We start from the raw sequence: 25,928 nt of genomic DNA, 5'->3' as shown, positions 1-25,928 counted from the left end.
GGCTAATTGGAGGGATATAGGATGCTAAACCAAGCATTGACACCGAAACAAATCGTCACGGAGCTCGATAAATATATCGTCGGCCAGAAGCCTGCAAAGCGGTCCGTGGCCGTTGCCCTTCGCAACCGCTACCGGAGAAGCCGCCTGGATGAGGCGATCCGCGATGAAATCGTGCCGAAAAACATCCTCATGATCGGACCGACCGGCGTGGGCAAAACCGAGATTGCCAGACGGCTGGCTAAGCTGGTTAACGCTCCTTTCGTCAAGGTGGAAGCAACGAAATTCACGGAAGTAGGCTATGTCGGCCGCGACGTCGAGTCCATGGTCCGGGATCTCGTCGAAACCGCGATTCGCATGGTAAAACTGGAGAAAACGGAAAAAGTGAAGGATAAGGCGGAAGCCATGGCTAATGACCGCATTGTCACTTTGCTGGTGCCGTCTTCGGTGAAGGCGAAGTCGTCCAAGAATCCGCTTGAAATGCTGTTCGGCAACTCCTCCGGAGCGAAGGAAGCCGAAGCAGAGCCTGAAGAGAGCGCGTCGGTCGTCGAGCGGCGCAAGCAAGCGAAAGAACAGCTTGCGGCTGGCAAGCTGGAGAATGAAATGATCGAGATCGAAGTGGAAGACAATTCGCCGAACATGCTTGATATGTTGGCAGGGCAGGGAAACGAAGGCATGGGCATGGGAGCGAACATGCAGGAACTGTTCGGCCAGCTGATGCCGAAAAAATCGAAGAAACGCAAGCTGCCGGTCAAGGAAGCCCGCAAAGCGCTTACGCTGGAAGAAGCGAACAAACTGATAGACATGGACGATGTGATTGCCGAATCCGTCTCCAGGGCAGAGCAATCGGGCATTATCTTCATCGACGAGATCGACAAGATCGCCAGTTCGTCGCGCGGCTCCGGACCCGACGTATCCCGGGAAGGGGTTCAGCGGGATATTTTGCCGATCGTGGAAGGTTCGACGGTTATGACCAAGTACGGACCGGTTAAAACGGATTACGTGTTGTTTATCGCGGCTGGCGCATTTCATATGGCGAAGCCGTCCGATTTGATTCCGGAGCTGCAGGGTCGGTTTCCGATTCGTGTCGAATTAACGAACTTAAGCCTTGAAGATTTTGTGAAGATCCTTACGGAACCGAAAAACGCGCTCACGAAACAATACACGGCGCTTCTGGAAACCGAGGGTATCACGATTTCGTTCTCCGACGAAGCCGTTCATGAATTGGCTTTGATCGCGGCGGAAGTCAACAAAAACACGGAAAATATCGGGGCAAGACGTCTTCACACGATTTTGGAGAAGCTGCTGGAGGACCTATCGTTCGAGGCGCCGGAGCTTTCGCTTGAGCATTTAACCATTACGCCGGAATATGTGCGCGAGAAGCTGGGCAATATTGCGAAAAATCGTGATCTGAGTCAATATATACTGTAAGGGACGGACAGGGAAAGTAGGAGGCAAACAGCAATGATTTTATTGGCAAAAACCAGAACGCTTAACCGGCTGCTGCAGCGTGCGGCCGGAGGAGCGCTCAATTTCCGAGAGATGGCGGAAGTCTTGTGTACGACCATACAGGCTGACGTATTCGTCGTCAGCCGCAGGGGGAAAGTACTGGGATGCGCTGCGGCCGGGCCTTATCAGCACGAGCAGTTGCGCGCTCTGCCGGCAGCCGAACTTCGGTTTTCTCTTGAGAGCAACGAACGGTTCATGAACATGCAGGAAACGGCGACGAACGTTACGTCGGACATCGGCATTGCGGAGTCGTTTCCGATGATGGCGGCGCAGGATATCATGACCGTGGTCCCGATCGTGGGAGGACGCGACCGACTCGGGACATTGATCCTGCTGCGGAGCTCAGAGCAGTTCGGCGACGACGAGTTGATACTGGCGGAGTACGGCAGCACGATCGTCGGAATGGAAATTTTGCGCGAACGCGCGGAAGAAATCGAGCAGGAAGCCAGGAGCAGAACCGTCGTTGCGGTTGCGGTAGGCTCGTTGTCATTCAGCGAACTTGAAGCGGTGGAACATATCTTCGATGAGCTCGATGGCAAAGAAGGCTTGCTCGTCGCATCCAAAATCGCGGACCGCGTCGGCATTACCCGTTCGGTAATCGTCAATGCTTTGCGCAAGCTGGAGAGCGCCGGCGTGATCGAAACCAGGTCCTTAGGAATGAAAGGGACCTATATCCGTATCTTGAATACCCAGCTTCTTCATGAGCTAAAAAAAAATAAAAGCTAAAAATTTCAATTTAATTACAATTTCATTCAAAAACTAGTACAAATAGCCTGGATTAAAGCCTCGTCTTCGACAAAGATGGGGCTTTTTTCTTATTGTAATAATTTAGGAAGTTGAGGAAGATTAGTTTGTTGGAAATGTTCGACAAGACTCTCTCATTTATTTAATAATTCTTTGTCGAACAAAGAAGGATTGCAGGGGAATCTGTTGAATATTAACATCACAAGAATTCGAAAGTGGGGTTTTTTGGTGAATTTGTTGAATGGCCCGGAATTTAGTCGCTTACAGGGCGCCTTGAATGCTGCGGAGATGCGCCAACGTGTCATTTCCAACAATATCGCAAATGTAGATACGCCAAAATTCAAGCGTTCCGACGTTGTTTTCGAACAGCTGCTCGAACAGAACATGGGCACGGGTACCCCCCAGCTGGCCGGAAAGCGCACGGATCCTAGACATATACCGATCGGTTCATCGGTTTCTGCGCCGCAAGCCCGGATCGTTACGGACGAGTCGAGCGTGATGAACAACGACGTAAACAATGTCGATATTGATCGGGAAATGTCGCTAATGGCCAAGAATCAATTGAATTACAACTTCTACGTTCAACAAATCACCCATGATGTGAAAATGATGCGCATCGGGATCGAAGGGAGAAGCTGATTATGAGACTAACGAACGGGTTTGACGCCAGCGCTTCAGCATTGACGGCCCAGCGCCTTCGGATGGACGTCATTTCTTCGAATATCGCGAATGCAGAAACGACAAGAGCCTCTTACGTAAACGGACGCTACGAACCTTACAAACGAAAGATGGTCGTGTTAGAACCGACTTCCCAGTCGTTTGCCGACACGTTGAATAGTCAAATGAACGGCTCGGATTCCGCTCCCGGCGTAAAAGCAACGCGCATCATGGAGGACTCGACGCCTTCGAAGCTGGTATACAATCCGACGCATCCCGACGCGGACGAGAATGGATATGTAAAGATGCCGAACGTCGACGTATTGAAGGAAATGGTGGATATGATCTCTGCATCGCGATCGTACGAGGCGAACGTCACGGCTTTAAATGCATCGAAGGGCATGTTTGTCAAAGCGCTTGAAATCGGTAAATAAACAGAGATAACGCGGAGGGATACCCTTGATTAACCCCATGACACTCAATCCGGTGCAAATCCAGACCGTTAAACCGGTCGATTCTACCAACCTCAGCTCTTCTTCTTCACCGGCAGACATTACAAAAACCTTCAGCGATTTCCTTCAAAACGCGCTCGACGGCGTCGGCGCACAGGAACAAAACGTACATACGATGAACGATCAATATTTGCTTGGAAACGTGGATGTCTCGCAGGTCATGGTGGCCACCGAACAAGCAGAGCTCGGATTGCAGCTTACCTCACAAATCCGCAATAAGGTGATTGAGGCTTACCAGGAGATCATGCGGATGCAAATCTAATGACAGCTAGACCAGCATTAGAAGCCAACAGTGAGGTGGAATCGTGAACGAGAAATTTGCCCAATATCGAGCTAAGGTTGCTCAGTATTGGAACGTATTGGAGAAAAGACAGAAGATTTGGCTAGGCGCTTCAGCCGCGATCCTCATTTTGTCGATTATTCTGCTGACGGTCCTGTTTTCGAAAACGAATTATGAGGTCGCTTTTCGCGATTTGGATAGCACGGATGCAGCCGCGGTCATGGAGTATTTGGATTCGAGTAAAATTCCTTACAAGCTTTCCGATGCGGGTCAGACCATATCGGTTCCGACCGCCGAAGCTGCAAAAGTGAAAGTCGAGGCCGGATCGCAGGGGATCGTGCGTAACGGGTCGATCGGATTTGAATCGTTCAACGACAGTTCCTCGATGTTCGGTTCGACGGACCGGGAGTTCGATGTCAAATACCGGAGCGCGTTGAACGGGGAAATACAGCGATTGTTGAACGACATGCAAGGGGTTCAGAAGTCGAACGTATTGGTAAACTTGCCGGAGTCGACGCCGTTTATGACGACGGAGGAGAAAGAACAAGCCTCGGCATCGATCATGCTTACGTTCCGCCCGGGTTATCGACCGGCGCAGAAAGAAGTCGACGGTTATTACAATCTCGTGAACACGTCGATTCCGAATATTAAACCGGAAAACATTACGATCTCGAGTCCCGAGGGCGAACTGCTAGCTTCAAGCGAAGTCGGGGGCAGCGGCATCGGCGGCGATTTGCTTGAGACGCATTATCAGATCCAACATAAATACGAGAACGATTTGAAACAAAAAATCCAATCGTTCCTCGGTCCTATGGTCGGAATGGACAACCTGGTCGTGAACGTGTCCAGTGCGATCAACTTCGACAAGAAAAAGTCGGATCAGCAATTGGTATCGCCGCTCGAGAACAACAACAATAACGGCATCGTACTGAGCGAGTCGACATCGTCCAAATCCGCAACCGACGGCGCGGGTTCCGCTGGAGGCGTTGCGGGAACGGGCGCAACCGACGTTCCGGGCTATACGGCCAGCGACAGCAGCGGCGGCACTTCCGAAGAGAACAGCCGTACCACCAACTACGATTATAACAAAAGCAATATTCAAATCGAGTCCGGCCCGTACGTAATCAAAGATCTATCTATTAGTATCGGCGTGGAGAAGACAAAGTTGAGTGCCGAAGCCAAAACGGAGACGACAAATTTTCTAACGTCGCTCATTCGCTCGCAATTGATCGAGTCCGGACAGGATGTTACTAATGACGCGCTCATCAATAAAAAAGTTTCGATCATGGCCCAAAGTTTTATCGACAACGGGGGCGCAACTTCTTCATCCGGGCTTTCGACCGGCTGGTTGGTCGGAATCGGCCTTGCAGCTCTTGCCTTGATCGGCGGACTCGGCTACGTAGTCGTTCGCCGGAGAAAACAAGCAGCGCTCGTCGAAGAAATGGCAGCACCGGGGAAAGTAGAGTATCCGACGATCGATCTGGAAACGGTTCAGAACGAAAGTCAAGTTCGCAAGCAGCTTGAAACATTGGCCAAGCGTAAACCAGAGGAATTCGTTAATTTGCTCCGGACTTGGCTCGTTGAAGAATAGAGGTGGCTGGTGTGGCAAAGTTACAAGGTTTCAGCGGTCGACAGAAAGCAGCCATTTTGTTAATTTCGCTAGGTCCTGAAGTTTCCGCTCAGATTTTCAAGCATTTACGGGATGAAGAGATCGAACAGCTGACGCTCGAAATTGCGAATGTGCGCAAGGTGGATACGATCGATAAAGAGACGATATTGAATGAGTTTCATCAAATCTGCGTAGCGCAGGAATACATCTCGCAAGGAGGCATCACCTATGCGCGCGAAATTCTCGAGAAGGCGCTCGGCGAGCAGAAAGCGCTGGAAGTGATCGGCCGCTTGACGGCGACATTGCAGGTTCGCCCGTTCGATTTCGCGCGTAAAGCCGATGCCGGTCAAATTCTGAATTTCATTCAGAACGAGAATTCGCAGACGATCGCCCTGGTCCTGTCTTATCTTCAAGCCGAACAGGCGTCCCAAATTCTATCGTCCCTGCCGCAAGATAAGCAGGCCGAAGTGGCGCGCCGCGTTGCCCTGATGGACAGCACGTCGCCGGACGTCATTTCGTATGTAGAACGCGTATTGGAACAGAAGTTGTCCGCTACCGTTACTCAAGATTACACCAGTGCGGGCGGTATTGAATCAATCGTGCAAATATTGAATGGCGTCGACCGCGGCACGGAGCGCACGATCCTGGATGCGCTGGAAATTCAAGATCCCGAATTGGCGGAAGAAATCAAGAAACGGATGTTCGTCTTCGAAGATATCGTCAACATCGACAATCGTTCCATCCAGCGCATTATTCGCGATATCGAGAACGCCGACTTGCAGCTTGCCCTAAAAGTGGCCAGCGAAGAAGTGCGCGAAGCGATATTCCGCAACATGTCCAAACGGATGGCCGAGACGTTCAAGGAAGAAATGGAATACATGGGTCCCGTCCGGCTGCGTGACGTCGAAGAGGCGCAAACGCGCATCGTAGCGACGATCCGTCGTCTGGAAGAGTCCGGCGAGATCATCATCGCCCGCGGCGGAGGGGATGATATCATTGTCTAAGTTGTATAAATCTTCCAACGTTATCTCGGTTGAAGATTTAAAACGGCTGGAATGGTACAACCGCTACGTGAAGCCGGCAGCCGAGCAGGACGAGCCTTCCGGGCCGAGCGCCGAAACGGTCTCGCTTCGCGATCAAATCCTGAATGACGCCGAACAATTCGCCAATCAGCGAATCCAGGAAACCGGCGAGCACATCGAAGCGATGTATGCCGACGCGACGTCGCAAATCGACCAATGGTGGCTTGAGCGCCGCCTGCAGGACGAAGAAACGATGGAGTCGATTCGCCGCGAGGGTTATGAGCTCGGATTCCAGGAGGGCAAGGCGCAAGCCGAAGCGGAAGTGCGCGCCCAATGGGAGGCGATGCTGACGGAAGCGAAATCGATACTTGATTCTTCGTATGAAACGAAGGAGCAGATCATTCAGGAGTCCGAACCGTTCGTCGTCGCGCTCAGCGCGGCTATCGCCGAGAAAGTCATTCAGAAGCAATTGACCGTCGAGCCGGCTTGGTCGCTCGATATTATCCGCAAAGCATTGGAGCGCCGACGCGAGCAAGGGGTAATAACGCTTTGCGTGTCGCCTCAGCAGCTGGCCTATGTGCAGGCTGCGCGCGAGGAGCTGTCGCTCGTTATCGATTCGCAGGCCGAACTCCAGATCGTACCGGATGTCTCGGTCAAAGCTTACGGATGCGTCATTCGTTCTTCCTTTGGCAGCATCGACGCCCGAATCGACACGCAGTTGTCCGAGATCAAGCGCGAGCTGATCCAGTTGGCCGTCCAGGCCGAAGAACGTGGGGCTGCCGATGAAAGCTAACCGATTGGATCCCGAACGCTATATCGAGCACTTAAGACCGATCGATCCCGTTCGCGTCAACGGCAAGGTGACGCAAGTCATCGGATTGACCGTCGAGTCGGAAGGGCCGGATGCCAGTATCGGCGATGTGTGCTTGATTTATCCGGCCAAGTCGTCCAAACCGTTGAAGGCCGAGGTCGTCGGGTTCCGCGACAACAAAGTCATTCTGATGCCGCTTGGCGAGCTGCAAGCGATCGGTCCGGGCTGCGACGTGGTCGGGACGGGCAAGCCGCTTAGCGTGCAAGTAGGCTCCGAGCTGCTCGGCAAGGTGCTGGACGGGCTCGGTCAGCCGCTCGACGGGTCTTACATATCCAGCCGGATGCCGCATCATTCCACGCATAATCAGCCGAGCAATCCGCTCATGCGGCCGAGGGTCAAAGAACCGCTGAGCATCGGCGTTCGCGCCATCGATGGATTGTTGACGGTCGGTCGGGGGCAGCGCGTCGGGATATTCGCCGGATCTGGCGTCGGCAAGAGCACGCTGCTCGGCATGGTTGCCCGAAACACGTCCGCGGACGTGAATGTCATCGCGCTGATCGGGGAGCGGGGGCGCGAGGTGCTCGAATTCATCGAGAAGGATCTCGGTCCGGAAGGACTGGCGCGTTCCGTCGTCATCGTGGCAACGTCCGATCAACCGGCTTTGATCCGCATCAAAGGCGCGCTGATCGCCACGACGATCGCGGAATACTTTCGCGACCGGGGCTTGAACGTCATGCTCATGATGGATTCCGTAACCCGGTACGCGATGGCGCTGCGGGAAGTCGGACTTGCCATAGGCGAGCCGCCGGCAACCCGGGGATATACGCCGTCCGTGTTCGCCAACTTGCCGAAGCTGCTCGAACGGGCGGGAACGGCCCAGAAAGGAACGATCACGGCGTTCTACACCGTGCTCGTCGACGGCGACGACATGAACGAGCCGATCGCGGATGCGGTCCGCGGCATATTGGACGGACATATCGTGCTTAGCCGCGATTTGGCGCATAAAGGACATTTCCCGGCCATCGATATTCTGGCTTCCATAAGCCGGGTCATGAAGGAAATCGTGCCGGAGGAGCAGCAGGAAGCCGCTAACGAATTAAAGCGGCTGCTCGCTATTTATAAAGATTCGGAAGACCTCATCAATATCGGGGCGTACCAGCGGGGTTCGAACGAAAAAATCGATGAAGCGATCGAGGCCGACGAAAGCATTCGGACGTTTACCCGCCAGAAGACGGATGAAAAGATCGGATACGAGGCGTCTCGGGATCGGCTGGTCCACGATTTTCACCACAACCACGGGAGTTGAAACTGATTCATGACTCGATTTCAATATGCCTACCAAAAAATCGTCGACTTGAAGACGAGCGAGAAATCGCAGGCGGAATGGCAGTTGTCCGTTGTCGTCGGCAAGCTTACGCAGGAGGAGCTAAGTCTTCGGAAACTGCGCGAGGATCGCAGCGCTTGGAGCGAGAAGCTGCAGAACGCGTCGGTGCACGCGGTTCCTTTGACGGAAATCTTGACGATTCAGACGTATATCGATTTTTTGGACGACGGCATACTGCGCAAGCTTCGCGACGTGAAGAAGGCGGAATCGGCCGTGGAAGCGGGCAGGCGATTCTTATCCGATCGGATGGTAGACGAGAAAGTATGGCTGAAATCGAAAGAGCATGCGCTGCATCGTTTCAAATCCGAAATGTCGGTGAAGGAACAAAACGCGTTGGATGAGCTTGCGACCGTTCGGTTCTTGCACGCCGCACATTAACGAGAACAGAAGCTTTGCGAATCGGGAGCCAATGCCCGAGGGAGGGAATTATTTTGGCAGACTTGGAAATGGAAAAGCAGGGCTACAGCGGATTTGAACGATTCATGTTTTTCTTTACGCCGATATTATTCACGCTCATTCTGCTTGGGGTACTTGTTACGTTGTTCAATTTTGATTTGCGCAACAAAGCGCTGGAGATCGGGAACGACATTCCGTTCTTGAGCCGCATTCTTCCTGCGCCGGCGGTGAAGGACGGACAAGCCGACAATGAGGACGCGATCAAATCCGCCAATACGACAGCAAAGATCGCCGAGCTTCAATCCCAGCTAACGGCTAAGGAAGCCGAGCTTAGCAAAGCGCTCGGCGACAAAAACCAGCTGACCGGATCCGTTAAAGATCTCAAGCAGCAGGTCGAGGAACTCAAGCAGGCGAACGCGGATAAGCTGCTTGACGATGCGGCGTATCAGAGCAAGATCGGCGAATTGGCATCGATGTATGCCACGATGACGCCAAGCAAGGCGGCACCGATCTTGGAAAGCATGGAGACGGCAGAAGCCGTGCTGGTGCTGGATGCCATGAGGCCGGAGGACCGGGCGAACGTGCTCGCGAAAATGACGCCGAAGAAAGCCGCGGACGCGACGATCATGCTGAAAGACGTCAAGACGGTGAAGGATCGCGAGATCGCGGCGCTGCAGGCCAGAATCAAGAGGCAGGATTCCACGGCGACGCAGGACCAAGCCGCATCGGTATTGAGCACGGCGCAATTGAACTCCACGTTCTCGCAGATGGATCCGAAGAGCGCGGCCGACTTGCTGCTGAAAATGGCGGATCTCAGCCCTAGCAAAGTGCTTCGCATCCTGAATGCCGTGGACGATGCGCCCCGCTCCAAGATCGTCGCGGAGATGTCGACCGCGAACAAGGCGATCACGGCGCAGCTGGTTTCCAAGCTAATGATCGGAAAGTAATGCACGCAGCAGCGCTCAACCTTCATCGAAAGGAGGTGAGATATATATGCAAATGCCAATAACAAGCACTTCTCCTGCTCCTAGTCCTGGCGGTGCAAGCACTGCTTCGGCGAAAGGGACGGATGGCGGGAATTTCAATCAAACGCTCGTTCAGACGGTAGCCGGTACGCAAGGGAAGGAAGCGAATGCGCAATCGGGAAGCGAGACTGCGGTTCCTGCAGGTGCGGCTTCGACTTCCGCGGCGCTGGCTTCGCTGGTTGGCGGGAAGCTGAGTGCCAAGGACTTGATCGCCGCGATTGAAGCGCTCCTGCAGCAGCTGGATGACGCCGATGCCGGCGACTCATCGGAGACGACGACGGAGAGCAATCTGGCCGATGCGCTGCAGCAGCTTGACAATCTGCTTAGCGTCTTAACCGGCGTGCCGCTCCTGCAGCAGCCGATTGCGAATGCGCAAGCAGGAGCAATACCGGATGGCGATTCCTCCGCCGATAATGGGACGGACGCGGGAAACGCGCTGCTTGCCATGCTGTCCAACATGAATACGGCCGCATCGCAAGCCGCATCCGTGCAAGCAGCGGAAACCGCCGTGCCGAATCAGGCGCAAGCGGTCGTGGCGAATTTGGAAGAGCTGAACGCGTTGAAGGCGGGCTTGCAGGAAGCGCTGACCGATTTGCGAGCCATGCTGCAAGATCCGAAAGGACCGTCGGCGAATAAAGACCAGGTTGCCCTTATCGGCAAGGAGCTGGCTGCGATTGAACGGCTTATTCAGGGGAAACCGGCATCCGCCTCTGACCCAATCGCCGCTGCGAGCAACGCGAATGCAGCAGAGGTTATCGATTCCGTCCGTTCGCTGCAAACGCCGAACCAAGGTAACGCCCATCTTCAGCGCATGTCCCATCAGATTCTTCATGTCGGTCTGCTGAACGTGGTGCGGAAGCCGGAGGAACCGGGAACCGGGGCCGCATCGACGAAGCTGGCCGCGGAAGCGAACGAGATCAATCCGCAGCTCGCGGGAGCCAACCTGGATCTTCAACGCCAGCTGGCGTCGGTTTCCAAGCCGATCATCGCGCAGCCCGTACCCGTTCAACAGTTTGCCTCGACGATTCAAGGCCTTGTCGTGAAGCAATTTAACGTTTCGACGGGCAACGGCATTTCCCAAGCGCAGTTAACGCTCTATCCGGAGCATCTGGGCCAAGTCAACGTCAACATTTCCGTTCATAACGGCACGCTGACCGCGCAGTTCGTCACGGATACCGTCACGGCGAAGGATATGCTGGAGAATCAAATGGCGCAGCTGCGCTCCGCGCTGCAATCCCAGGGCTTGCAGGTCGATAAGCTGGTCGTTTCCCAAACGGCGGTCCAGCCTAACCTGTTCCAGGACAGACAGGGCCAACAAGGACAAAACCAGGGAACCTCGAAACGCAATAAATCGCAGGACGATGTCATCGACGAGATCGATTTCACGGCTGATTTGGAAGAGCTGTCCACGCAGCAGGCCGTCGATCGTGATTTGGGACTGGGCAGGGGAATTCATACCATCGCTTAGCCGTTGGCCGCGACAGCAGTTTAAGGGAACGGAGGTGACGAGAACAGATGCCGGATCGCGTTTCAACCCAGAATGTATGGCCGTATTACAGCTCCAGCAACGTCCAGGCCGCGGCGAACAAGCCGGAGGATACTTCCTTGGGCAAGGACGATTTCCTGAAGATCCTCGTAACGCAGCTGCAAAATCAAGACCCGATGCAGCCGCTCGAGGACAAAGATTTTATCGCGCAGATGGCGCAGTTCACCTCGGTTGAACAATTGGTGAACATGTCGGATCAACTAACGGCGCTTCGTCAGAATTTGGGCATGGCGTCTACGATGATCGGCAAAAACGTGCAATGGTACGACTATTCGGATACGGGGGAAATGATTCCTCAGAAGGGCGTAGTGGATTCCATTGTCATCAAGGATAACGTGCAGTATGCGAGAGTCGGCGATAAAGACATCGATCTGAGCGCCATCGTGGCCATCGGAAGCGATGACGCGGGCAGCGAAGGCGGCGATACCGACGAAGGCGGTGATGCGGCTAATGGATGACGTGATGAAAGTAGGTCATTTGCATCTCGCGGCGAACGCGCAGTTTCGTAAGCCGGCGCAAGCGGACAACGCGGCAGGCAATGCTTCCTTTAAAGAAGTGCTGGACCGCAACGTGCTCAAATTCAGCCATCATGCCGAACAGCGCATCGCGCAGCGGGGCATCACGCTGAAGCCGGAAACCTTGACGAAGATCGGCAACGCCATCGACCAGGCTGCCGCCAAAGGGGCGAAGGATTCGCTGGTCGTTTACCGCGACATCGCCATGATCGTCAACGTGCCAAGCCGGACCGTCGTGACCGCGATGGACGGAAGCGCCATGCAAGGCAATGTATTCACAAAGATCGACAGTGCGGTCATCGTCTCGTAAATCCGGCTGGACCTGCTGCTAGGAAGCCGAGGGCCGTGGATCGACAGAAGCGGCTCAGCACGGGCGTTGACGCACCAATTCGCAAATCCGACTTATACCCGTAGGAGGTTATCAATCGAATGTTAAGATCAATGTACTCCGGTGTTTCCGGCATGCGCGGTTTTCAAACGAAGCTGGACGTGATCGGCAACAACATCGCGAACGTGAATACGGTAGGTTTTAAAGCGGGACGCGTCATGTTCAAGGATATTTTGAGCCAAACCGTATCAGGCGTTACGCGTCCGGAAGAAGGAACGACGGGCGGCGTGAACGCGAAGCAAGTGGGGCTCGGCGTCGCGATCGCCTCGATCGATACGATCCATACCCCGGGCAGCGCGATGACGACCAACGTGCCGACCGACGTTCGGATCGACGGAGACGGATTCTTCGCGGTAGCGCCCAACGGGGACGGCGCCGAAGCGCCCTACCTGACGCGCGCGGGCAATTTTACCGTCGACGCGGCCGGACAGATGGTTAACGGCGACGGCATGTTCGTCCTCGATTCCAACGGAGCCCCGATCGTCTTGGATCCGGCGGAGGTCAAATCATTCTCGATCGCGCAGGACGGCTCGATCATTGCCGTGAATGCCGACGGCACGACCGCGGCAACCGGCATTCAGTTGGGGATCGTGAAGGTCACGAACCCGAACGGTTTAGAGAAAATCGGCGGCAACCTGTACCGCATGACGCCGAACGCGAACGTGGACGGCGAAGTTACGCTGACGACCGCCAACGATCCGGAAGCCGGAACGGGCGCCATCATCGCCGGCCAACTGGAAATGTCCAACGTGGACCTGACTTCCGAGTTTACGGAAATGATCGTCGCGCAGCGCGGTTTCCAAGCGAACTCCCGAATCATCACGACATCGGACGAGATTTTGCAAGAGGTAGTCAATCTTAAGCGATAGGTAAATAGCCGAAGGGAGGCGTTAGTCCGCCTCCCTGCCTGGTTAAGGAGGAAGCCCATGATTGCTGTGACGCGTTTGAACGGAAAAACTGTGCATCTCAACGCGCTGCTTATCGAGTTGGTTGAAGAAACGCCTGACACATTGATTACGCTGACTACAGGTAAAAAAATACTGGTGTTGGAGAAAGCAAACGACGTGATTTCCTCCATACAGTCCTATCTTCGCTCGATCGGCGTGTATGCGGCGACCATTAAGAGTGATCAAACGGAGGGAACATCCCAATGAAGAAAATGCTGCCTTGGCTAATAACCATTTTGTTCGCCATCACATTGATTGCGATCGTAGCCGTCATCCTCATGAAAACCGTTATGGGCGGCGACGATGCCAACGACGCGGCAACGAAAGCGGCGAACAACGCGGCTACCGTCAAAACGGAGAAGCTCACAGCGGACAAACGCGTGGAATTGACAAGCACGATCGAGAAGATTCAAACGAATTTATTGGACTCTGATTATGTTGCAGTTCTTGGCTTTGCCTTTCAACTGGATGAAAAATCGACGAAGAAAGATTTCGATAAAATCAAAGACATCCAGATCAAGCCGATTATTATTCGGACGCTTTCCGACATGACGCCGGAAGAAATCAACGGCTCGCAGGGGAAAGACAAGCTATGCGCAGAACTGCTTAATTTGATAAATCCCGAGCTGCCGGACGGCAAGCTCATCAACGTCGAAATCACGGACTACATCGTAACGAAGCTGTAATCATCGTAAGCTAATGCCGCATTCCTTTGAAGGGGGTGAGAAAAATGGTTGATGTTTTGTCGCAGAACGAGATTGACGCGCTGCTTGCTGCTCTATCATCCGGCGAAATGGATGCGGAAGAACTGAAGAAGGAAGAGACGCAGAAGAAAATTCGTGTGTACGAATTCAAACGTGCGGTTCGTTTCTCGAAGGATCACATCCGCAGCTTGACGCGGATCCATGAAAACTTCGCGCGATATTTGACCACTTATTTCTCAGCGCAGCTTCGCACATTTGTTCAAATAAATGTCGTTCAGGTCGAACAGCTGCCGTATGACGAATTTATCCGGTCCATTCCGAAAATGACCATCCTGAACATTTTCGAAGCCGAGCCGCTCGAAGGCCGGATGGTGCTGGAAGTGCATCCGAACGTCGCCTATGCGATGCTGGACCGCATGCTCGGCGGACAGGGGCTCGCGCCGTCCAAAATCAACGCGCTGACGGAAATCGAAACGACGATCATGGAACGGATATTCAGCCGCGCCTTCGAAAGTCTGCAGGAAGCATGGAAGACGATCATCGATATTCAGCCGCGGCTCGAAGCGCTGGAGACGAATCCGCAGTTCATGCAGATCGTGTCCCCGAACGAAACGATCGCGCTCATCTCGCTGAGCACCAAAATCGGCGATACGACCGGCATGATCAATTTATGTATCCCGCATGTCGTCATCGAGCCGATCATGCCGCGCCTATCCGTTCACCATTGGTTCGTTTCGCAGAAGAAGACGAGAGCGCCGGAAGAGATCGAGGTGCTCAAGCAGCGGGTCAGCAAAGCCAAGCTGCCGATCGTATGCGAGCTTGGCAACTCCAGCATTTCGATTCGAGAGTTTCTGGGTCTTGCGGTAGGCGACGTCATTTCGCTGAATAAGTCGATCGATCAAGGACTTGACATCAAAGTCGGGGACAAGCTGAAATTCATAGGCAGCCCGGGGTCGGTCAAGGATCGCATGGCCGTTCAAATCAACGAGGTTCTCACCGAAGGAGTGGAAGAAGAGTATGACGAGTAAAGATTACTTATCGCAAGAAGAAATCGATGCCTTGCTGCGTCAATCCTCCGATGAGCCCGATATGCCCGAGCCGCTTAGCCGGGAACAGGAATTGAATACTTACTTGAGCTCGATCGAACAGGATGCGCTGGGGGAAATCGGCAACATTACGTTCGGAAGCGCCGCAACGGCGTTGTCGACGCTGCTGGGCCGGAAAGTCGATATTACGACGCCCGAAGTATCGCTGATCAGGCGCAGCGAGTTGGATCAAGAGTTTCCGAGACCGCATGTAGCGGTGTCCGTCAGTTATGTCGACGGTTTTCAGGGCATTAACTCGCTGGTCATTAAAACGAAGGACGCCCAAACGATCGCGGACCTTATGCTTGGCGGCGAAGGCAAATTGCTGGGCTCCGAGTTGAACGAAATTCATATCAGCGCCGTTCAAGAGGCCATGAATCAAATGATGGGCTCCTCCGCGACGTCGATGTCGACGATTTTTAACCGTTTCGTCAACATCTCGCCTCCGGGGATCGACATCCTTGACGTGGCAAAGGGAGAAGGCGTGGATAACCTGCCGCCGGACGAGCGTTTCATTAAAGTCTCGTTCCGTTTGACGATCGGGGATTTGATCGATTCGACCATCATGCAGCTGCTGCCGATCGCATTCGCCAAAGAAATGGTGGATACGCTGATGGGCGGCACCTCGGACGATGCGCCGGCGCCGTCATCGCCTCCGGCTTCATCGCCTGTGGCGGCGAGTACGCCGATCCCGGCCGCCGCCGCATACGTCGAACCGGTCGCGTCCGCGCCCGTACATATGCCTCCCGCTCCGGCCGCGCCTCCCGATGCCTATACGCAGCCGCCGATGCCGCAATATGTCGCCGCAGCCCAGGCAGGGCCGCAAACTTACGGCGGGATGCCGAACCGGAACGTGAACGTGCAGCCCGTTCAATTCGCCAATTTCCAGGGCGCGCCTTACGTTCAACCGGACGAATCGAACTTGAATTTATTGCTCGACATACCGTTGAAGGTGACGGTAGAATTAGGAAGGACTCAGAAACAAATCAAAGATATTCTTGAATTGTCGCAAGGTTCCATTATCGAGTTGGACAAGCTGGCAGGCGAACCGGTCGATATTTTAGTCAATAATAAACTGATCGCCAAAGGCGAAGTTGTCGTTATCGACGAGAATTTCGGGGTTCGCGTGACCGACATTGTAAGCCAATGGGATCGCATCCAAAAGTTACAATAACACCATAGGGGGAAGAAGCAATGGCAAACCGAATTTTGATCGTTGACGATGCAGCTTTTATGAGAATGATGATCCGCGATATCTTGACGAAGAACGGATATGAAGTCGTGGGGGAAGCACAGGACGGCGCGCAAGCGATCGAGCGATTCAAAGAATTGAAGCCGGATCTGATCACGATGGATATTACGATGCCGGAAATGGACGGAATCGTTGCCCTTAAAGAAATCAAGAAAATCGACGGCAACGCCAAAGTCATCATGTGTTCCGCAATGGGGCAGCAAGCGATGGTCATCGACGCGATCCAAGCCGGAGCGAAAGACTTCATCGTGAAGCCTTTTCAAGCTGACCGCGTTATCGAAGCGATCAAGAAAACGCTAGGTTAGTAGGATGAAGGTTTTGAAAGGATTCCGACTTGCTGGACTAGCCGTCTTCGGCTGGCTAACGACAGCAAGTCTCGCATCCGCGGCGGTCGGCGCGGCGGATGAAGGCAAGCCCGAGATCGGTACGGGCATCGGCTATTTGATCTGGGTGATCGTCGCGCTCTTGATCGTCATCGGATTGATCGTGCTCCTCATCAAGTACCTCGCCAGCCGCAACCGCGGCTGGGGCACCAACAAAGCGCTTCGTTCGCTCGGCGGCATACCGCTCGGGCAAAACAAATCGCTTCAAGTCGTAGAGTTGTCGGGACGCTTGTACGTTGTCGGGGTCGGCGAAGACATCACGATGCTGGACAAGATCGAGGATCCGGACGCCGTCGCGGCCATTTTGGACGCGATCGAACAGCAAAACAGCCGTACCTGGAACTCGCCGACAATTGCCGATTTTCTGGGCAGGCTCCGGAATAAGCAGCAGCCGTCCAGGCTATCCGAGGACGATTGGCAGCCGTCCGTGTCCTTCAAGGAGCTGCTGGACAACGGAATGAAGCGCCAAGCGGATCAGAAACAGAAAGTCGAAGAGCTGCTTAAAGAGCAAAATCATAATGATCGGTAGTTGGACGAATGAATAAAAAAATCGTACTGGCGATATTGGCTTTTCAACTTATTGGGCTCATGCTCCATGCGCATGCTTTTGCAGAACCGCTTCCGAACGTCAGCGTCAGCATCGGCGACCAGGGAAGCGATCAACCGGGAACGAGCGCGCTATCGCTGCTATTGATCATCACGGTGCTCAGCGTCGCGCCGGGAATTCTGGTCTTGATGACAAGCTTCACGCGAATCGTCATCGTGCTCGGGTTCGTGCGGACCTCGCTAGGCACGCAATCCATGCCGCCAAACCAAGTCATGATCGGATTGGCCATGTTTTTGACGTTCTTCATCATGTCGCCGACGATCGGCGCGATTAACGACGTTGCCTTGCAGCCTTATCTGAAGGGCGAACTCACGCAGACGCAGGCACTTGCCAAAGCGGCTGAACCGATGAAGAAATTCATGTTTAACCAAACGCGCGAGAAGGATCTTCAATTGTTCATGAAATATACCAAGACGGACGATCCGACGACGTACAACGACATTCCGATTACCGTCATGGTGCCGGCCTACGCGCTCAGCGAGCTTCGAACTTCTTTTCAAATGGGCTTTATGATCTTTATCCCGTTCCTGATCATCGACATGGTCGTCGCAAGCACCTTGATGGCGATGGGGATGATGATGCTTCCCCCGGTGATGATTTCGCTGCCGTTCAAAATCTTGCTCTTCGTTCTCGTAGACGGCTGGTATCTCGTAGTCAAGTCGTTATTGTTAAGCTTTAACACGACATAGCCCCTGCTGGGAAGGAGTGCAATCATGAGTTCGGACTTCATCATCGCCTTGGCTGCGCAGGCGGTCTATACGGTGTTAAAGGCCAGCGCTCCCATGCTGTTGATCGGTTTGATCGTGGGGTTGATCGTCAGTATTTTTCAAGCGACGACGCAAATTCAGGAGCAAACGCTGGCATTCGTTCCGAAAGTGGCGGCAGTCTTGCTGTCCATCTTGTTATTTGGTCCATGGATATTGAACACGCTGGTCGATTTCACTTACAACCTGCTGAATAACTTGTATAAATACATCGGATAGGGCTGTGGATCGATGGAGTTGTTTCTTCAAGGGTTCCCTATTTTTTTGCTTATTTTTTGTCGAATTACAGCATTTTTCGTCGTGGCGCCTATCTTTTCGACTCGAAACGTGCCGAATACGTTTAAGCTGGGATTCTCCTTTTTTATCTCGGTTCTCGTTTTTCTGACCTACGGCATGAAGCAAACCATCGTGCCGGATGCGGAATACATATTGGCCATCATTCGCGAGATCTTGGCGGGAGCGCTGCTCGGCTTCGTCGCCTATCTGTTCTTCACGATCATCAACACCGCCGGCAGCTTCATCGATTTGCAAATGGGCTTCGGGATGGCGAATATCATCGACCCGATGACTGGAGCATCGGCACCGCTGCTCGGCAACTTCAAAGGCATGATCGCGACGCTGGTCTTTCTATCGATTAACGGGCATCACTACCTGCTTTCGGCGCTGCTGCAAAGCTACGACTGGATCCCGATATCGAACTCGCTGTTCTTGCATCTTAAGACCGGGAACATAACGAGCTTTCTCACCGGGATGCTGGCACAGACCTTCATGCTGGCGCTTCAGATGTCCGCGCCGCTTGTCGTGGCGATGTTCCTAACGGATGTCGGTCTCGGATTCCTCGCCCGGACCGCGCCGCAATACAACGTGTTTGTCATCGGGATACCGATCAAGATTCTCGTCGGCTTTCTGATGCTGGCCATCTTGATGCCGACGCTCGTCACGCTATACGAGCATATTTTCGAACAAATGTTTAGCGCCATACAGAAGCTGATGTCGATCTTGCAGGGTCCTGCATCTTAAGTGGGAGGCTCTCGTGATGAAGAATTACCGTTGGACGCTCGATCTACAGATGTTCTCGCAGGAAAAGACGGAGCGTGCAACCCCGAAGAAACGGCAAGAGGCGCGCAAGAAAGGGCAAATCGCGAAGAGTCAGGAATTGCCGGCCGCGTTCATTCTCTTGTTCGTTTTCCTCAGCTTCATAATGCTGGGCAGTTACTACAAAGTGCGTCTGCTGCATATTTTTGGTTTGCTGCTGGAACAGAAGCTGCTGATGGAGGTGACGACGGGCAACGTCGTGACGCTGTTCTCCGATCTGATGATGCAAGGCCTCATGCTTCTGGCGCCCATATTCATCATCGCGATCCTGATCGCCTTGCTCGGCAACTATGCGCAGGTCAACATTCTCTTTACGGGCGAGCCGCTCAAAATGAAGCTCGACAAAATCAATCCGATCAAGGGCTTCAAAAATATTTTTTCCATGCACTCGGTCGTAGAGTTCATCAAAAACATCTTGAAGCTGATATTGATCGGTTTAATCGTGTACTTCACGCTTTGGAGCGAACGGAACCGCATCATGGGGCTCGCCACCGTTTCGATCGGGAATATATTCAGCTTTATCGCCAGCATTACCATCAGGCTCGGCCTGGAAATCGGCGCGATTCTCGTCGTGCTCGCGGTTTTCGATTATTTCTACAAGCGCTACGAACACGAGAAAAGCTTGAAAATGTCCAAACAAGACATCAAGGACGAATATAAAAAATCCGAAGGCGACCCGCTCATCAAAGGCAAGATTCGCGAACGGCAGCGCCGGATGGCGCTTCAGCGGATGATGCAGCAGGTGCCGAAAGCGGACGTGGTCATCACGAACCCGACTCACTTCGCGATCGCGCTCCAGTACGACGGAACGAAAATGGAAGCTCCGACGATCATCGCGAAGGGAATGGACTTCGTGGCACTTCGAATGAAAGACATCGCGAAGGAACACGGAGTCATAATGATGGAAAACAGGCCGCTTGCCAGAGCGTTGTACGATCGGACGGAAATCGGCGATACGGTTCCGGCCGACCTGTTCCAAGCTGTGGCCGAAGTATTGGCATACGTATATAAGCTCAAAAACCGAGTGAACTAACGAAAGCATGATCGATGGAGGAGGGAACGACTTGAAGGCCAGAGATTTAACCATACTCATCGGAATTATCGGCATCGTGCTGATGATGGTGATTCCGATTCCGACTCCGCTGCTCGACGTCTTGCTGATCGTGAACATCTCCGCGGCGTTAATGATTTTGCTGATCTCCATGAATACGCAGGACGCGCTCCAATTTTCGATTTTTCCGTCGCTCCTGCTCATTACGACGCTGTTCCGGCTTGCGCTGAACATCTCTACGACCCGGAATATCCTGCAGCATGCGCACGCCGGCAAAGTCGTGAGCACCTTCGGGAACTGGGTCGCCGGCGGACAGATCGCAATCGGCTTCGTCGTGTTCCTCATCCTCGTCGTCGTGCAATTCATCGTCATTACGAAAGGCTCCGAGCGCGTCGCCGAGGTTGCCGCGCGCTTTACCCTCGACGCGATGCCCGGCAAGCAGATGAGCATCGACGCCGATTTGAACGCAGGCATGATCAACGAGCAGCAGGCGAGGGAACGCCGGCAGAAGATCGAACGGGAAGCGGACTTCTACGGCTCGATGGACGGCGCCAGCAAATTCGTCAAAGGCGATGCCATCGCCTCGATCATCATCCTGATCATTAACTTGATCGGCGGTTTCATTATCGGGATGTCCGTGCATGGGATGTCATTCTCCGACTCGTTGAATACCTTCTCCGTCCTGACCATCGGGGATGGCTTGGTCAGCCAAATTCCGGCCTTGCTCATATCGACCGCAACCGGTTTGATCGTGACCCGAGCCGCTTCCGACGGCAACCTGGCGCATGATGTGACGGCCCAACTGTTCCGGTATCCCAAGCTGCTTTATATCGTAGCCGGGACGGTGACGCTGCTCGGCCTGGGCACGCCGATCGGTCCGATTGCCACGCTTCCGTTCGCGGCCGTAATTGCTTTCGCGGGTTATCGGATGCAACAGAACCTGACGAAGCAGCAGCAGGCGGAAGATCAATTGGTCGAGGAACAGGAAATCGAGGAAGTCCGCAGTCCGGAGAGCGTCATCAGCCTGCTGCAGGTGGACCCGATCGAATTCGAATTCGGCTATGGTCTAATCCCCCTCGCCGATACGCAGCAAGGCGGCGATCTGCTCGACCGGATCATCATGATTCGCAGGCAATGCGCGCTCGAGCTTGGGCTCGTCGTGCCGGTCATCCGCATCCGGGACAACATACAGCTGAAACCGAACGAATACGTGATCAAGATCAAAGGAAACACCGTCGCGCGCGGCGAGCTGCTGCTCAATCACTACTTGGCGATGAGTCCGGGTTTCGACGACGACGGCATTATCGGTATCGAAACGGTAGAGCCGGCTTTCGGCCTGCCAGCCATATGGATCGACGAAGCGATGAAAGAGCGCGCGGAATTGACGGGGTACACGGTCGTCGATCCGCCGTCGGTCGTCGCCACGCACTTGACGGAGCTGATCAAGCGCCATGCGCACGAGCTGATCGGCCGCCAGGAGACAAAGGCGCTTATCGACAATGTCAGAGAGTCGTATCCCGCGCTGGTGGACGAGCTCATTCCTTCTATTCTGAACGTCGGCGACGTGCAGAAGGTATTGTCTAAGCTCCTGCGCGAGAAAATATCGATCCGCGATATGGTGACGATATTCGAAGCGCTTGCCGATCACGGCACTTATACCAAAGATCCCGATATTTTAACGGAATACGTAAGGCAGGCGCTATCAAGGCAAATCACGCAGCAATTCTCCAATCAGGGCGACACGCTTCGCGTCATCACCGTCGGCCCTTCCCTGGAGAAGAAAATCGCGGAATCCGTGCAAAGCTCGGATCAGGGCAGTTATTTGGCGCTTGATCCGGTCGCGACGCAAACCATTTATCAGAAGCTGAACGAGCAGGTGAACAAGCAGATTCAATCCGGCAATCAGCCGATCGTGCTGGCTTCTCCGACGATCCGCATGTACCTCCGCCAAATCGTGGAGCGAACGATGCAGGATATTCCCGTCCTATCGTACAGCGAATTGGAACCAAGCATTGAAGTTCAAAGCATTGGGGTGGTGAATCTATGAAGGTAAAGCGCTACGTCGTCAATGCATTACCTGAAGCACTGCCCATGATTCGCAGCGAGCTGGGATTGGACGCCGTAATCTTGAATACGAAAGAAATTCGCGTCGGCGGATTTCTCGGCATGTTCGGCAAGAAAAAGACGGAAGTGATCGCGGCAGTCGAAACGAACGGCGCCGAGAACGCCAAACCGGTTGCCAGGCCGCCGGCGTCATCGGCGAAGCCGTCGCTCTCGCCGGAAGCTGCCGCTACGATGGCGGCGACGTTATCGGCGGCGGTCGCCAGCCGCGAGAAGCAGCCTGCGGCGACATCTAGGCAGACGGGCACGGCCGTGCTCATGCCGGAAACGGCCGCGTCGGAGTCGATTACGGCGATTGCGCCGGGCGCAATCTACACGGCACGCACGACGGCCGCGCAGCCCGCTTCAAACATGCTTCTTGCTCAGGAACCATCCTCCCGAACGGCAACCCCGGTCGGATCCGCAACGACGGAGCCGCGTAAAGCGCGCGTATCCGACGACACGCTGATGGAAGAAATTCGCGACATGAAGCAGTGGATCATGCGCATGTCGAAACAGCAGCAGCTCAAAGCGCGGCCCGAATCCATACAGGCGCTCTACGATCGCTTGCAGGAGCAGGAAGTCGGCCCGCAGTGGATCGACCGGCTCCTCGAATCCGTGGAAGAGCAGCTCGAGCTTGCGACGGATGACCAAGAACACGCGGCTCCGGCTCGCGCCGAAGTTTGGAACATCGCGGAGCGTACGCTGCTTGAGTGGTTGAGCGAATTTGAAGACGGAGAGATCGGCAAGGAGACGAAGGTCATCCACTTCGTAGGTCCGACCGGTGTCGGCAAGACGACGTCGATCGCGAAGCTGGCCGCCGAACAAACGTTGAAAGCCGGCCGCCGGGTCGGATTCATTACGTCGGACACGTACCGCATCGCCGCGGTGGATCAGCTTCGAACCTACGCGACGATTCTGAACGTTCCCCTGGAGGTCGTGTTCTCGCCATCCGAAGTGACGCGAGCGTTCCGGGCGCTGGAGGAGCGCGAATTGATCTTCATGGACACGGCGGGGCGCAATTTCCGCAACGAGCTCTACGTGTCGGAAGTCAACAGCCTGCTGCAGCCCGGAAGCCATTCGGAGACGTACCTGGTACTCAGCTTGACGGGCAAGTTCAGCGATATGTCCACGGTGGCCGGCAATTTCGCGAAGTACGGCGTCAAGCGCGTCCTCTTCACGAAGCAGGACGAGACGAACGCTGTCGGATCGATTTTGAACCTTGCGATGGAGCATGGACTGAAGCCGACTTTTATCGCCAACGGCCAGACGGTTCCCGACGATATCGCCGCTTTCCGGGCTTCAACGTACGTCGCGCAATTATTGGGGGCTTCGCATGAATGACCAGGCGGAAGCGCTTCGGCATATGGTCCGCAATCAGGAATTAAGGAGCGAAGGCCGCACGACGCGCATCCTTACGGTTACGAGCGGGAAGGGCGGCGTCGGCAAATCGAATTTCAGCTTGAACTTCGCGCTTGCCCTGTCGCGGATCGGCAAAAAAGTGTTGATTTTCGATGCCGACATCGGCATGGCGAACATCGACGTGCTGATGGGCATTTCGTCCTCGTACAATCTCTATCATCTCTTGAAGCAAGAGAAGACGATCTGGGAGATTATCCAGGAAGGACCGCAGGGCGTTCATTTCATAGCCGGCGGTTCCGGCTTTAAGGATTTGCTCGATTTGTCGTCATCCCAGCTCGATTATTTCGCGGAGCAGATCGGCAGGCTCCATGGGCAGTACGACGTCATCCTGTTCGATACGGGCGCGGGATTGTCCAAAGAAACCGTGAAGTTCATTGCGGCCGCGCAGGAAACCATCGTCGTGACGACGCCGGAGCCGACGTCCATCACGGATGCGTACGCGCTCATCAAAATGGTCACGGCAATGGAGCATGACGTGAACTTCAAGCTCATCGTCAACCGGGCCGTGGATGCAAGGGAAGGCCGGGCGACCGCCGACAAAATCGGACTCGTCGCCAGACGGTTTCTGGAACTCGACATTCCGGTGCTCGGCATCATGCCGGACGATCCCAATGTCATTAAAGCCGTTAAAAAGCAGGTTCCGTTCGCCATTGCATACCCGGGGACGGACGCAACGCGGTCCATTAACGAAATCGCCCACCGGTTCGTGGAAATTCCCGGCTCTCCCGTTTCCGTAAACCATGGCGTCAAAGGGTTCCTACAACGCATGTTCAAACGATCATAATCAACCTTTGATAACGGGGAGGCTGGCCAATGAGCGCGACTTCTCGCGTACTCGTCGTAGACGATTCCGCCTTTATGAGAAAAATAATCTGTGATCTGATCGCGGGAGATTCGCAGTTTGCGATAATCGGCACGGCAAAAGACGGACGCGAGGCGATTGAAGCCGTCCGCGAGCATAAGCCGGATGTCGTCACGATGGATTTGGAAATGCCGGAAATGAACGGCCTTGAAGCGGTCGAACGCATCATGCGCATCTATCCCGTGCCGATCATCATGATGTCCAGCATCAGCGATGACGGGACGAGAGAAACGATCAAGGCGCTGCAGAACGGCGCCTTCGACTTCATTCGAAAGCCGTCCGGGCCGCAATCGCCCGATATCCGCAGCGTTGGCGAGCAGCTGTTGGAGAAGCTGCGCGTCGCGGCGATGACGAAACGGCATTCGAAGTTTTACGTCTCGGGCATCGCGCCGCCGCGAATCGCGGGAGTTCTCGCGAAGCCGTTCGCGAATCCCGAGCTTCCGAAGCAGAAGCCCGATAAACGATCAGCCGGTAAAGCCGAGCACAAGGAAAAACCGGTCATTTTCGAACCGTTGACGGAACCGTCGGACACGAACGTCATGCATCCTGCCGCCGAAGAGAAACCAGCCGTCGGCAAGGAGCTTGCGCGATTGCAAACCGCCGTCTCGAACGAGTCGGAGCCGCCGCATCAACCGATGGACAAGCCGAAGCCTTCGAAGACGTTCCAGCATCTCGTCGCCATCGGCACGTCGACAGGCGGTCCGCGGGCGCTGCACGAAGTCATCTCGTCGCTTCCCAAGGATTTTCCGGCTCCCGTGCTCGTCGTGCAGCATATGCCGCCGAAGTTTACGCGCTCGCTGGCTCAGCGGCTGGATTCGTTCAGCGCGCTGCACGTGCGGGAAGCGGAACAGGGCGAGCGCGTCTTCGCCGGCGTGGTCTACGTAGCTCCCGGAGGCTATCACATGGAGTTGGCCAAGGCTGGCGGCAGTTACAGCATCAAGCTGACGGAAGACGCGCCGCGGAGCGGACACCGCCCCTCCGTGGACACCATGTTCGAATCCTGCGCGGCCTTCCCGGAGCTGAGACGCCACGCCGTGCTGATGACCGGCATGGGCAACGACGGCGCGAAAGGCATGCTGCGCTTGAACGATTGCGGCGGAGAAAGCGCGATCGCGGAATCCGAGGAAACTTGCGTCGTTTACGGCATGCCGCGCTCCGCCGTCGAAGCGGGCGCCGCGAAGGCCGTGCTGCCGCTGAAAGAGATTGCGCCTGCGCTCGTGCAAGCCGTGAGCAAGTAAAGCGAATGTATCGTATGGCAACC

At 54.6% G+C, this 25,928-nt stretch carries 29 protein-coding genes; all 29 read left to right on the top strand.

The features are described from left to right. The first annotated feature begins 21 nt into the window (after positions 1 to 21). The 29 genes from hslU to AC50YL_RS00875 all read left to right on the top strand — a co-directional run bounded on the left by hslU (position 22) and on the right by AC50YL_RS00875 (position 25,905). Positions 22 to 1,428, top strand: a complete 1,407-nt coding sequence (gene hslU / locus AC50YL_RS01015; RefSeq protein ID WP_494828599.1) for an ATP-dependent protease ATPase subunit HslU — start codon at positions 22 to 24, stop codon at positions 1,426 to 1,428. A gap of 33 nt (positions 1,429 to 1,461) precedes the next feature. After that, positions 1,462 to 2,232, top strand: coding sequence for a GTP-sensing pleiotropic transcriptional regulator CodY (gene codY, locus AC50YL_RS01010; RefSeq protein ID WP_494828597.1), 771 nt, complete (start codon positions 1,462 to 1,464; stop codon positions 2,230 to 2,232). A gap of 246 nt (positions 2,233 to 2,478) precedes the next feature. Further along, positions 2,479 to 2,889, top strand: coding sequence for a flagellar basal body rod protein FlgB (gene flgB / locus AC50YL_RS01005; protein WP_494829755.1), 411 nt, complete (start codon positions 2,479 to 2,481; stop codon positions 2,887 to 2,889). Between the two features lie 2 nt (positions 2,890 to 2,891). Beyond that, positions 2,892 to 3,341: a flagellar basal body rod protein FlgC gene (gene flgC, locus AC50YL_RS01000; RefSeq protein WP_161740363.1), complete on the top strand. Its 450-nt coding sequence runs from the start codon at positions 2,892 to 2,894 to the stop codon at positions 3,339 to 3,341. A 37-nt stretch (positions 3,342 to 3,378) separates the two neighbouring features. Beyond that, positions 3,379 to 3,681: a flagellar hook-basal body complex protein FliE gene (gene fliE, locus AC50YL_RS00995; RefSeq protein WP_494829753.1), complete on the top strand. Its 303-nt coding sequence runs from the start codon at positions 3,379 to 3,381 to the stop codon at positions 3,679 to 3,681. 43 nt (positions 3,682 to 3,724) lie between these two features. Continuing rightward, entirely contained in the window at positions 3,725 to 5,290 is a 1,566-nt protein-coding gene (gene fliF / locus AC50YL_RS00990) for a flagellar basal-body MS-ring/collar protein FliF (protein ID WP_494828594.1), read from the top strand. Positions 5,291 to 5,301: 11 nt separating this feature from the next. Further along, entirely contained in the window at positions 5,302 to 6,312 is a 1,011-nt protein-coding gene (gene fliG / locus AC50YL_RS00985) for a flagellar motor switch protein FliG (RefSeq protein WP_161740359.1), read from the top strand. Next, positions 6,305 to 7,123 carry a FliH/SctL family protein gene (locus AC50YL_RS00980; RefSeq protein ID WP_494828592.1) on the top strand — a complete coding sequence of 273 codons (819 nt, stop codon included), beginning with the start codon at positions 6,305 to 6,307 and terminating at the stop codon, positions 7,121 to 7,123. The genes fliG and AC50YL_RS00980 overlap by 8 nt, the downstream gene beginning before the upstream one ends. Continuing rightward, positions 7,113 to 8,447: a flagellar protein export ATPase FliI gene (gene fliI / locus AC50YL_RS00975; RefSeq protein WP_494828590.1), complete on the top strand. Its 1,335-nt coding sequence runs from the start codon at positions 7,113 to 7,115 to the stop codon at positions 8,445 to 8,447. Before AC50YL_RS00980 ends, fliI begins: the two co-directional genes overlap by 11 nt. 9 nt (positions 8,448 to 8,456) lie before the next feature. Beyond that, positions 8,457 to 8,903, top strand: coding sequence for a flagellar export protein FliJ (gene fliJ / locus AC50YL_RS00970; protein ID WP_494828588.1), 447 nt, complete (start codon positions 8,457 to 8,459; stop codon positions 8,901 to 8,903). Between the two features lie 53 nt (positions 8,904 to 8,956). Beyond that, positions 8,957 to 9,868, top strand: coding sequence for a magnesium transporter MgtE N-terminal domain-containing protein (locus AC50YL_RS00965; protein ID WP_494828586.1), 912 nt, complete (start codon positions 8,957 to 8,959; stop codon positions 9,866 to 9,868). Between the two features lie 46 nt (positions 9,869 to 9,914). Next, positions 9,915 to 11,414, top strand: a complete 1,500-nt coding sequence (locus tag AC50YL_RS00960) for a flagellar hook-length control protein FliK (protein ID WP_494828584.1) — start codon at positions 9,915 to 9,917, stop codon at positions 11,412 to 11,414. Positions 11,415 to 11,461: 47 nt separating this feature from the next. After that, a complete protein-coding gene (locus AC50YL_RS00955; RefSeq protein WP_494828582.1) occupies positions 11,462 to 11,950 on the top strand; it encodes a flagellar hook capping FlgD N-terminal domain-containing protein in 489 nt (162 codons plus the stop codon). Then, a complete protein-coding gene (locus tag AC50YL_RS00950; RefSeq protein WP_494828580.1) occupies positions 11,943 to 12,317 on the top strand; it encodes a TIGR02530 family flagellar biosynthesis protein in 375 nt (124 codons plus the stop codon). The genes AC50YL_RS00955 and AC50YL_RS00950 overlap by 8 nt, the downstream gene beginning before the upstream one ends. A 119-nt stretch (positions 12,318 to 12,436) precedes the next feature. Further along, entirely contained in the window at positions 12,437 to 13,264 is an 828-nt protein-coding gene (flgG, locus tag AC50YL_RS00945; protein WP_494828578.1) for a flagellar basal body rod protein FlgG, read from the top strand. 57 nt (positions 13,265 to 13,321) lie between these two features. Next, positions 13,322 to 13,549, top strand: a complete 228-nt coding sequence (locus AC50YL_RS00940; RefSeq protein WP_161740340.1) for a flagellar FlbD family protein — start codon at positions 13,322 to 13,324, stop codon at positions 13,547 to 13,549. Continuing rightward, the gene (locus AC50YL_RS00935) at positions 13,546 to 14,028 is read left to right on the top strand and encodes a flagellar basal body-associated FliL family protein (RefSeq protein ID WP_494828576.1); all 483 of its coding nucleotides are present in this window, start codon (positions 13,546 to 13,548) and stop codon (positions 14,026 to 14,028) included. Before AC50YL_RS00940 ends, AC50YL_RS00935 begins: the two co-directional genes overlap by 4 nt. Positions 14,029 to 14,072: 44 nt before the next feature. Then, a complete protein-coding gene (fliM, locus tag AC50YL_RS00930) occupies positions 14,073 to 15,074 on the top strand; it encodes a flagellar motor switch protein FliM (protein ID WP_494828574.1) in 1,002 nt (333 codons plus the stop codon). Then, a complete protein-coding gene (gene fliY / locus AC50YL_RS00925) occupies positions 15,064 to 16,305 on the top strand; it encodes a flagellar motor switch phosphatase FliY (RefSeq protein WP_494828572.1) in 1,242 nt (413 codons plus the stop codon). The genes fliM and fliY overlap by 11 nt, the downstream gene beginning before the upstream one ends. A 20-nt stretch (positions 16,306 to 16,325) precedes the next feature. Next, positions 16,326 to 16,688, top strand: coding sequence for a response regulator (locus tag AC50YL_RS00920; RefSeq protein WP_494828570.1), 363 nt, complete (start codon positions 16,326 to 16,328; stop codon positions 16,686 to 16,688). Between the two features lie 13 nt (positions 16,689 to 16,701). Further along, a complete protein-coding gene (locus tag AC50YL_RS00915; protein ID WP_494828568.1) occupies positions 16,702 to 17,295 on the top strand; it encodes a flagellar biosynthetic protein FliO in 594 nt (197 codons plus the stop codon). Positions 17,296 to 17,303: 8 nt separating this feature from the next. Then, on the top strand, positions 17,304 to 18,062 hold the full coding sequence (gene fliP, locus AC50YL_RS00910; protein WP_494828567.1) for a flagellar type III secretion system pore protein FliP: 759 nt from the start codon (positions 17,304 to 17,306) through the stop codon (positions 18,060 to 18,062). Between the two features lie 24 nt (positions 18,063 to 18,086). Further along, a complete protein-coding gene (fliQ, locus tag AC50YL_RS00905) occupies positions 18,087 to 18,356 on the top strand; it encodes a flagellar biosynthesis protein FliQ (protein ID WP_161740326.1) in 270 nt (89 codons plus the stop codon). Positions 18,357 to 18,368: 12 nt separating this feature from the next. Beyond that, entirely contained in the window at positions 18,369 to 19,157 is a 789-nt protein-coding gene (fliR, locus tag AC50YL_RS00900; protein WP_494828566.1) for a flagellar biosynthetic protein FliR, read from the top strand. A gap of 16 nt (positions 19,158 to 19,173) precedes the next feature. Further along, on the top strand, positions 19,174 to 20,265 hold the full coding sequence (gene flhB, locus AC50YL_RS00895; protein WP_494828565.1) for a flagellar biosynthesis protein FlhB: 1,092 nt from the start codon (positions 19,174 to 19,176) through the stop codon (positions 20,263 to 20,265). A gap of 31 nt (positions 20,266 to 20,296) precedes the next feature. Then, on the top strand, positions 20,297 to 22,330 hold the full coding sequence (gene flhA / locus AC50YL_RS00890) for a flagellar biosynthesis protein FlhA (protein ID WP_494828564.1): 2,034 nt from the start codon (positions 20,297 to 20,299) through the stop codon (positions 22,328 to 22,330). Then, a complete protein-coding gene (gene flhF / locus AC50YL_RS00885; RefSeq protein ID WP_494828563.1) occupies positions 22,327 to 23,727 on the top strand; it encodes a flagellar biosynthesis GTPase FlhF in 1,401 nt (466 codons plus the stop codon). Before flhA ends, flhF begins: the two co-directional genes overlap by 4 nt. Continuing rightward, a complete protein-coding gene (locus AC50YL_RS00880) occupies positions 23,720 to 24,589 on the top strand; it encodes a MinD/ParA family protein (RefSeq protein WP_494828562.1) in 870 nt (289 codons plus the stop codon). The genes flhF and AC50YL_RS00880 overlap by 8 nt, the downstream gene beginning before the upstream one ends. 29 nt (positions 24,590 to 24,618) lie before the next feature. After that, on the top strand, positions 24,619 to 25,905 hold the full coding sequence (locus AC50YL_RS00875; protein WP_494828561.1) for a protein-glutamate methylesterase/protein-glutamine glutaminase: 1,287 nt from the start codon (positions 24,619 to 24,621) through the stop codon (positions 25,903 to 25,905). The last annotated feature ends 23 nt before the right edge of the window (positions 25,906 to 25,928 follow it).

The sequence above is a fragment of the Paenibacillus sp. J22P277 genome (genome assembly GCF_059383675.1).
This window is presented reverse-complemented; position numbering and strand designations above follow the sequence as displayed.

What these genes read in the sequence shown, in the direction of transcription:
- fliI (WP_494828590.1), top strand. Translation starts at nt 7,113, where the DNA reads ATGAAAGCTAACCGATTGGATCCCGAACGCTATATCGAGCACTTAAGA.
- flhB (WP_494828565.1), top strand. Translation starts at nt 19,174, where the DNA reads ATGAAGAATTACCGTTGGACGCTCGATCTACAGATGTTCTCGCAGGAA.
- AC50YL_RS00940 (WP_161740340.1), top strand. Translation starts at nt 13,322, where the DNA reads ATGATTGCTGTGACGCGTTTGAACGGAAAAACTGTGCATCTCAACGCG.
- fliM (WP_494828574.1), top strand. Translation starts at nt 14,073, where the DNA reads ATGGTTGATGTTTTGTCGCAGAACGAGATTGACGCGCTGCTTGCTGCT.
- fliY (WP_494828572.1), top strand. Translation starts at nt 15,064, where the DNA reads ATGACGAGTAAAGATTACTTATCGCAAGAAGAAATCGATGCCTTGCTG.
- flgG (WP_494828578.1), top strand. Translation starts at nt 12,437, where the DNA reads ATGTTAAGATCAATGTACTCCGGTGTTTCCGGCATGCGCGGTTTTCAA.
- fliQ (WP_161740326.1), top strand. Translation starts at nt 18,087, where the DNA reads ATGAGTTCGGACTTCATCATCGCCTTGGCTGCGCAGGCGGTCTATACG.
- fliP (WP_494828567.1), top strand. Translation starts at nt 17,304, where the DNA reads ATGAATAAAAAAATCGTACTGGCGATATTGGCTTTTCAACTTATTGGG.
- AC50YL_RS00935 (WP_494828576.1), top strand. Translation starts at nt 13,546, where the DNA reads ATGAAGAAAATGCTGCCTTGGCTAATAACCATTTTGTTCGCCATCACA.
- AC50YL_RS00920 (WP_494828570.1), top strand. Translation starts at nt 16,326, where the DNA reads ATGGCAAACCGAATTTTGATCGTTGACGATGCAGCTTTTATGAGAATG.
- AC50YL_RS00950 (WP_494828580.1), top strand. Translation starts at nt 11,943, where the DNA reads ATGGATGACGTGATGAAAGTAGGTCATTTGCATCTCGCGGCGAACGCG.
- AC50YL_RS00960 (WP_494828584.1), top strand. Translation starts at nt 9,915, where the DNA reads ATGCAAATGCCAATAACAAGCACTTCTCCTGCTCCTAGTCCTGGCGGT.
- fliE (WP_494829753.1), top strand. Translation starts at nt 3,379, where the DNA reads ATGACACTCAATCCGGTGCAAATCCAGACCGTTAAACCGGTCGATTCT.
- flgC (WP_161740363.1), top strand. Translation starts at nt 2,892, where the DNA reads ATGAGACTAACGAACGGGTTTGACGCCAGCGCTTCAGCATTGACGGCC.
- codY (WP_494828597.1), top strand. Translation starts at nt 1,462, where the DNA reads ATGATTTTATTGGCAAAAACCAGAACGCTTAACCGGCTGCTGCAGCGT.
- AC50YL_RS00880 (WP_494828562.1), top strand. Translation starts at nt 23,720, where the DNA reads ATGAATGACCAGGCGGAAGCGCTTCGGCATATGGTCCGCAATCAGGAA.
- AC50YL_RS00955 (WP_494828582.1), top strand. Translation starts at nt 11,462, where the DNA reads ATGCCGGATCGCGTTTCAACCCAGAATGTATGGCCGTATTACAGCTCC.
- fliR (WP_494828566.1), top strand. Translation starts at nt 18,369, where the DNA reads ATGGAGTTGTTTCTTCAAGGGTTCCCTATTTTTTTGCTTATTTTTTGT.
- flhF (WP_494828563.1), top strand. Translation starts at nt 22,327, where the DNA reads ATGAAGGTAAAGCGCTACGTCGTCAATGCATTACCTGAAGCACTGCCC.
- hslU (WP_494828599.1), top strand. Translation starts at nt 22, where the DNA reads ATGCTAAACCAAGCATTGACACCGAAACAAATCGTCACGGAGCTCGAT.
- AC50YL_RS00875 (WP_494828561.1), top strand. Translation starts at nt 24,619, where the DNA reads ATGAGCGCGACTTCTCGCGTACTCGTCGTAGACGATTCCGCCTTTATG.
- fliJ (WP_494828588.1), top strand. Translation starts at nt 8,457, where the DNA reads ATGACTCGATTTCAATATGCCTACCAAAAAATCGTCGACTTGAAGACG.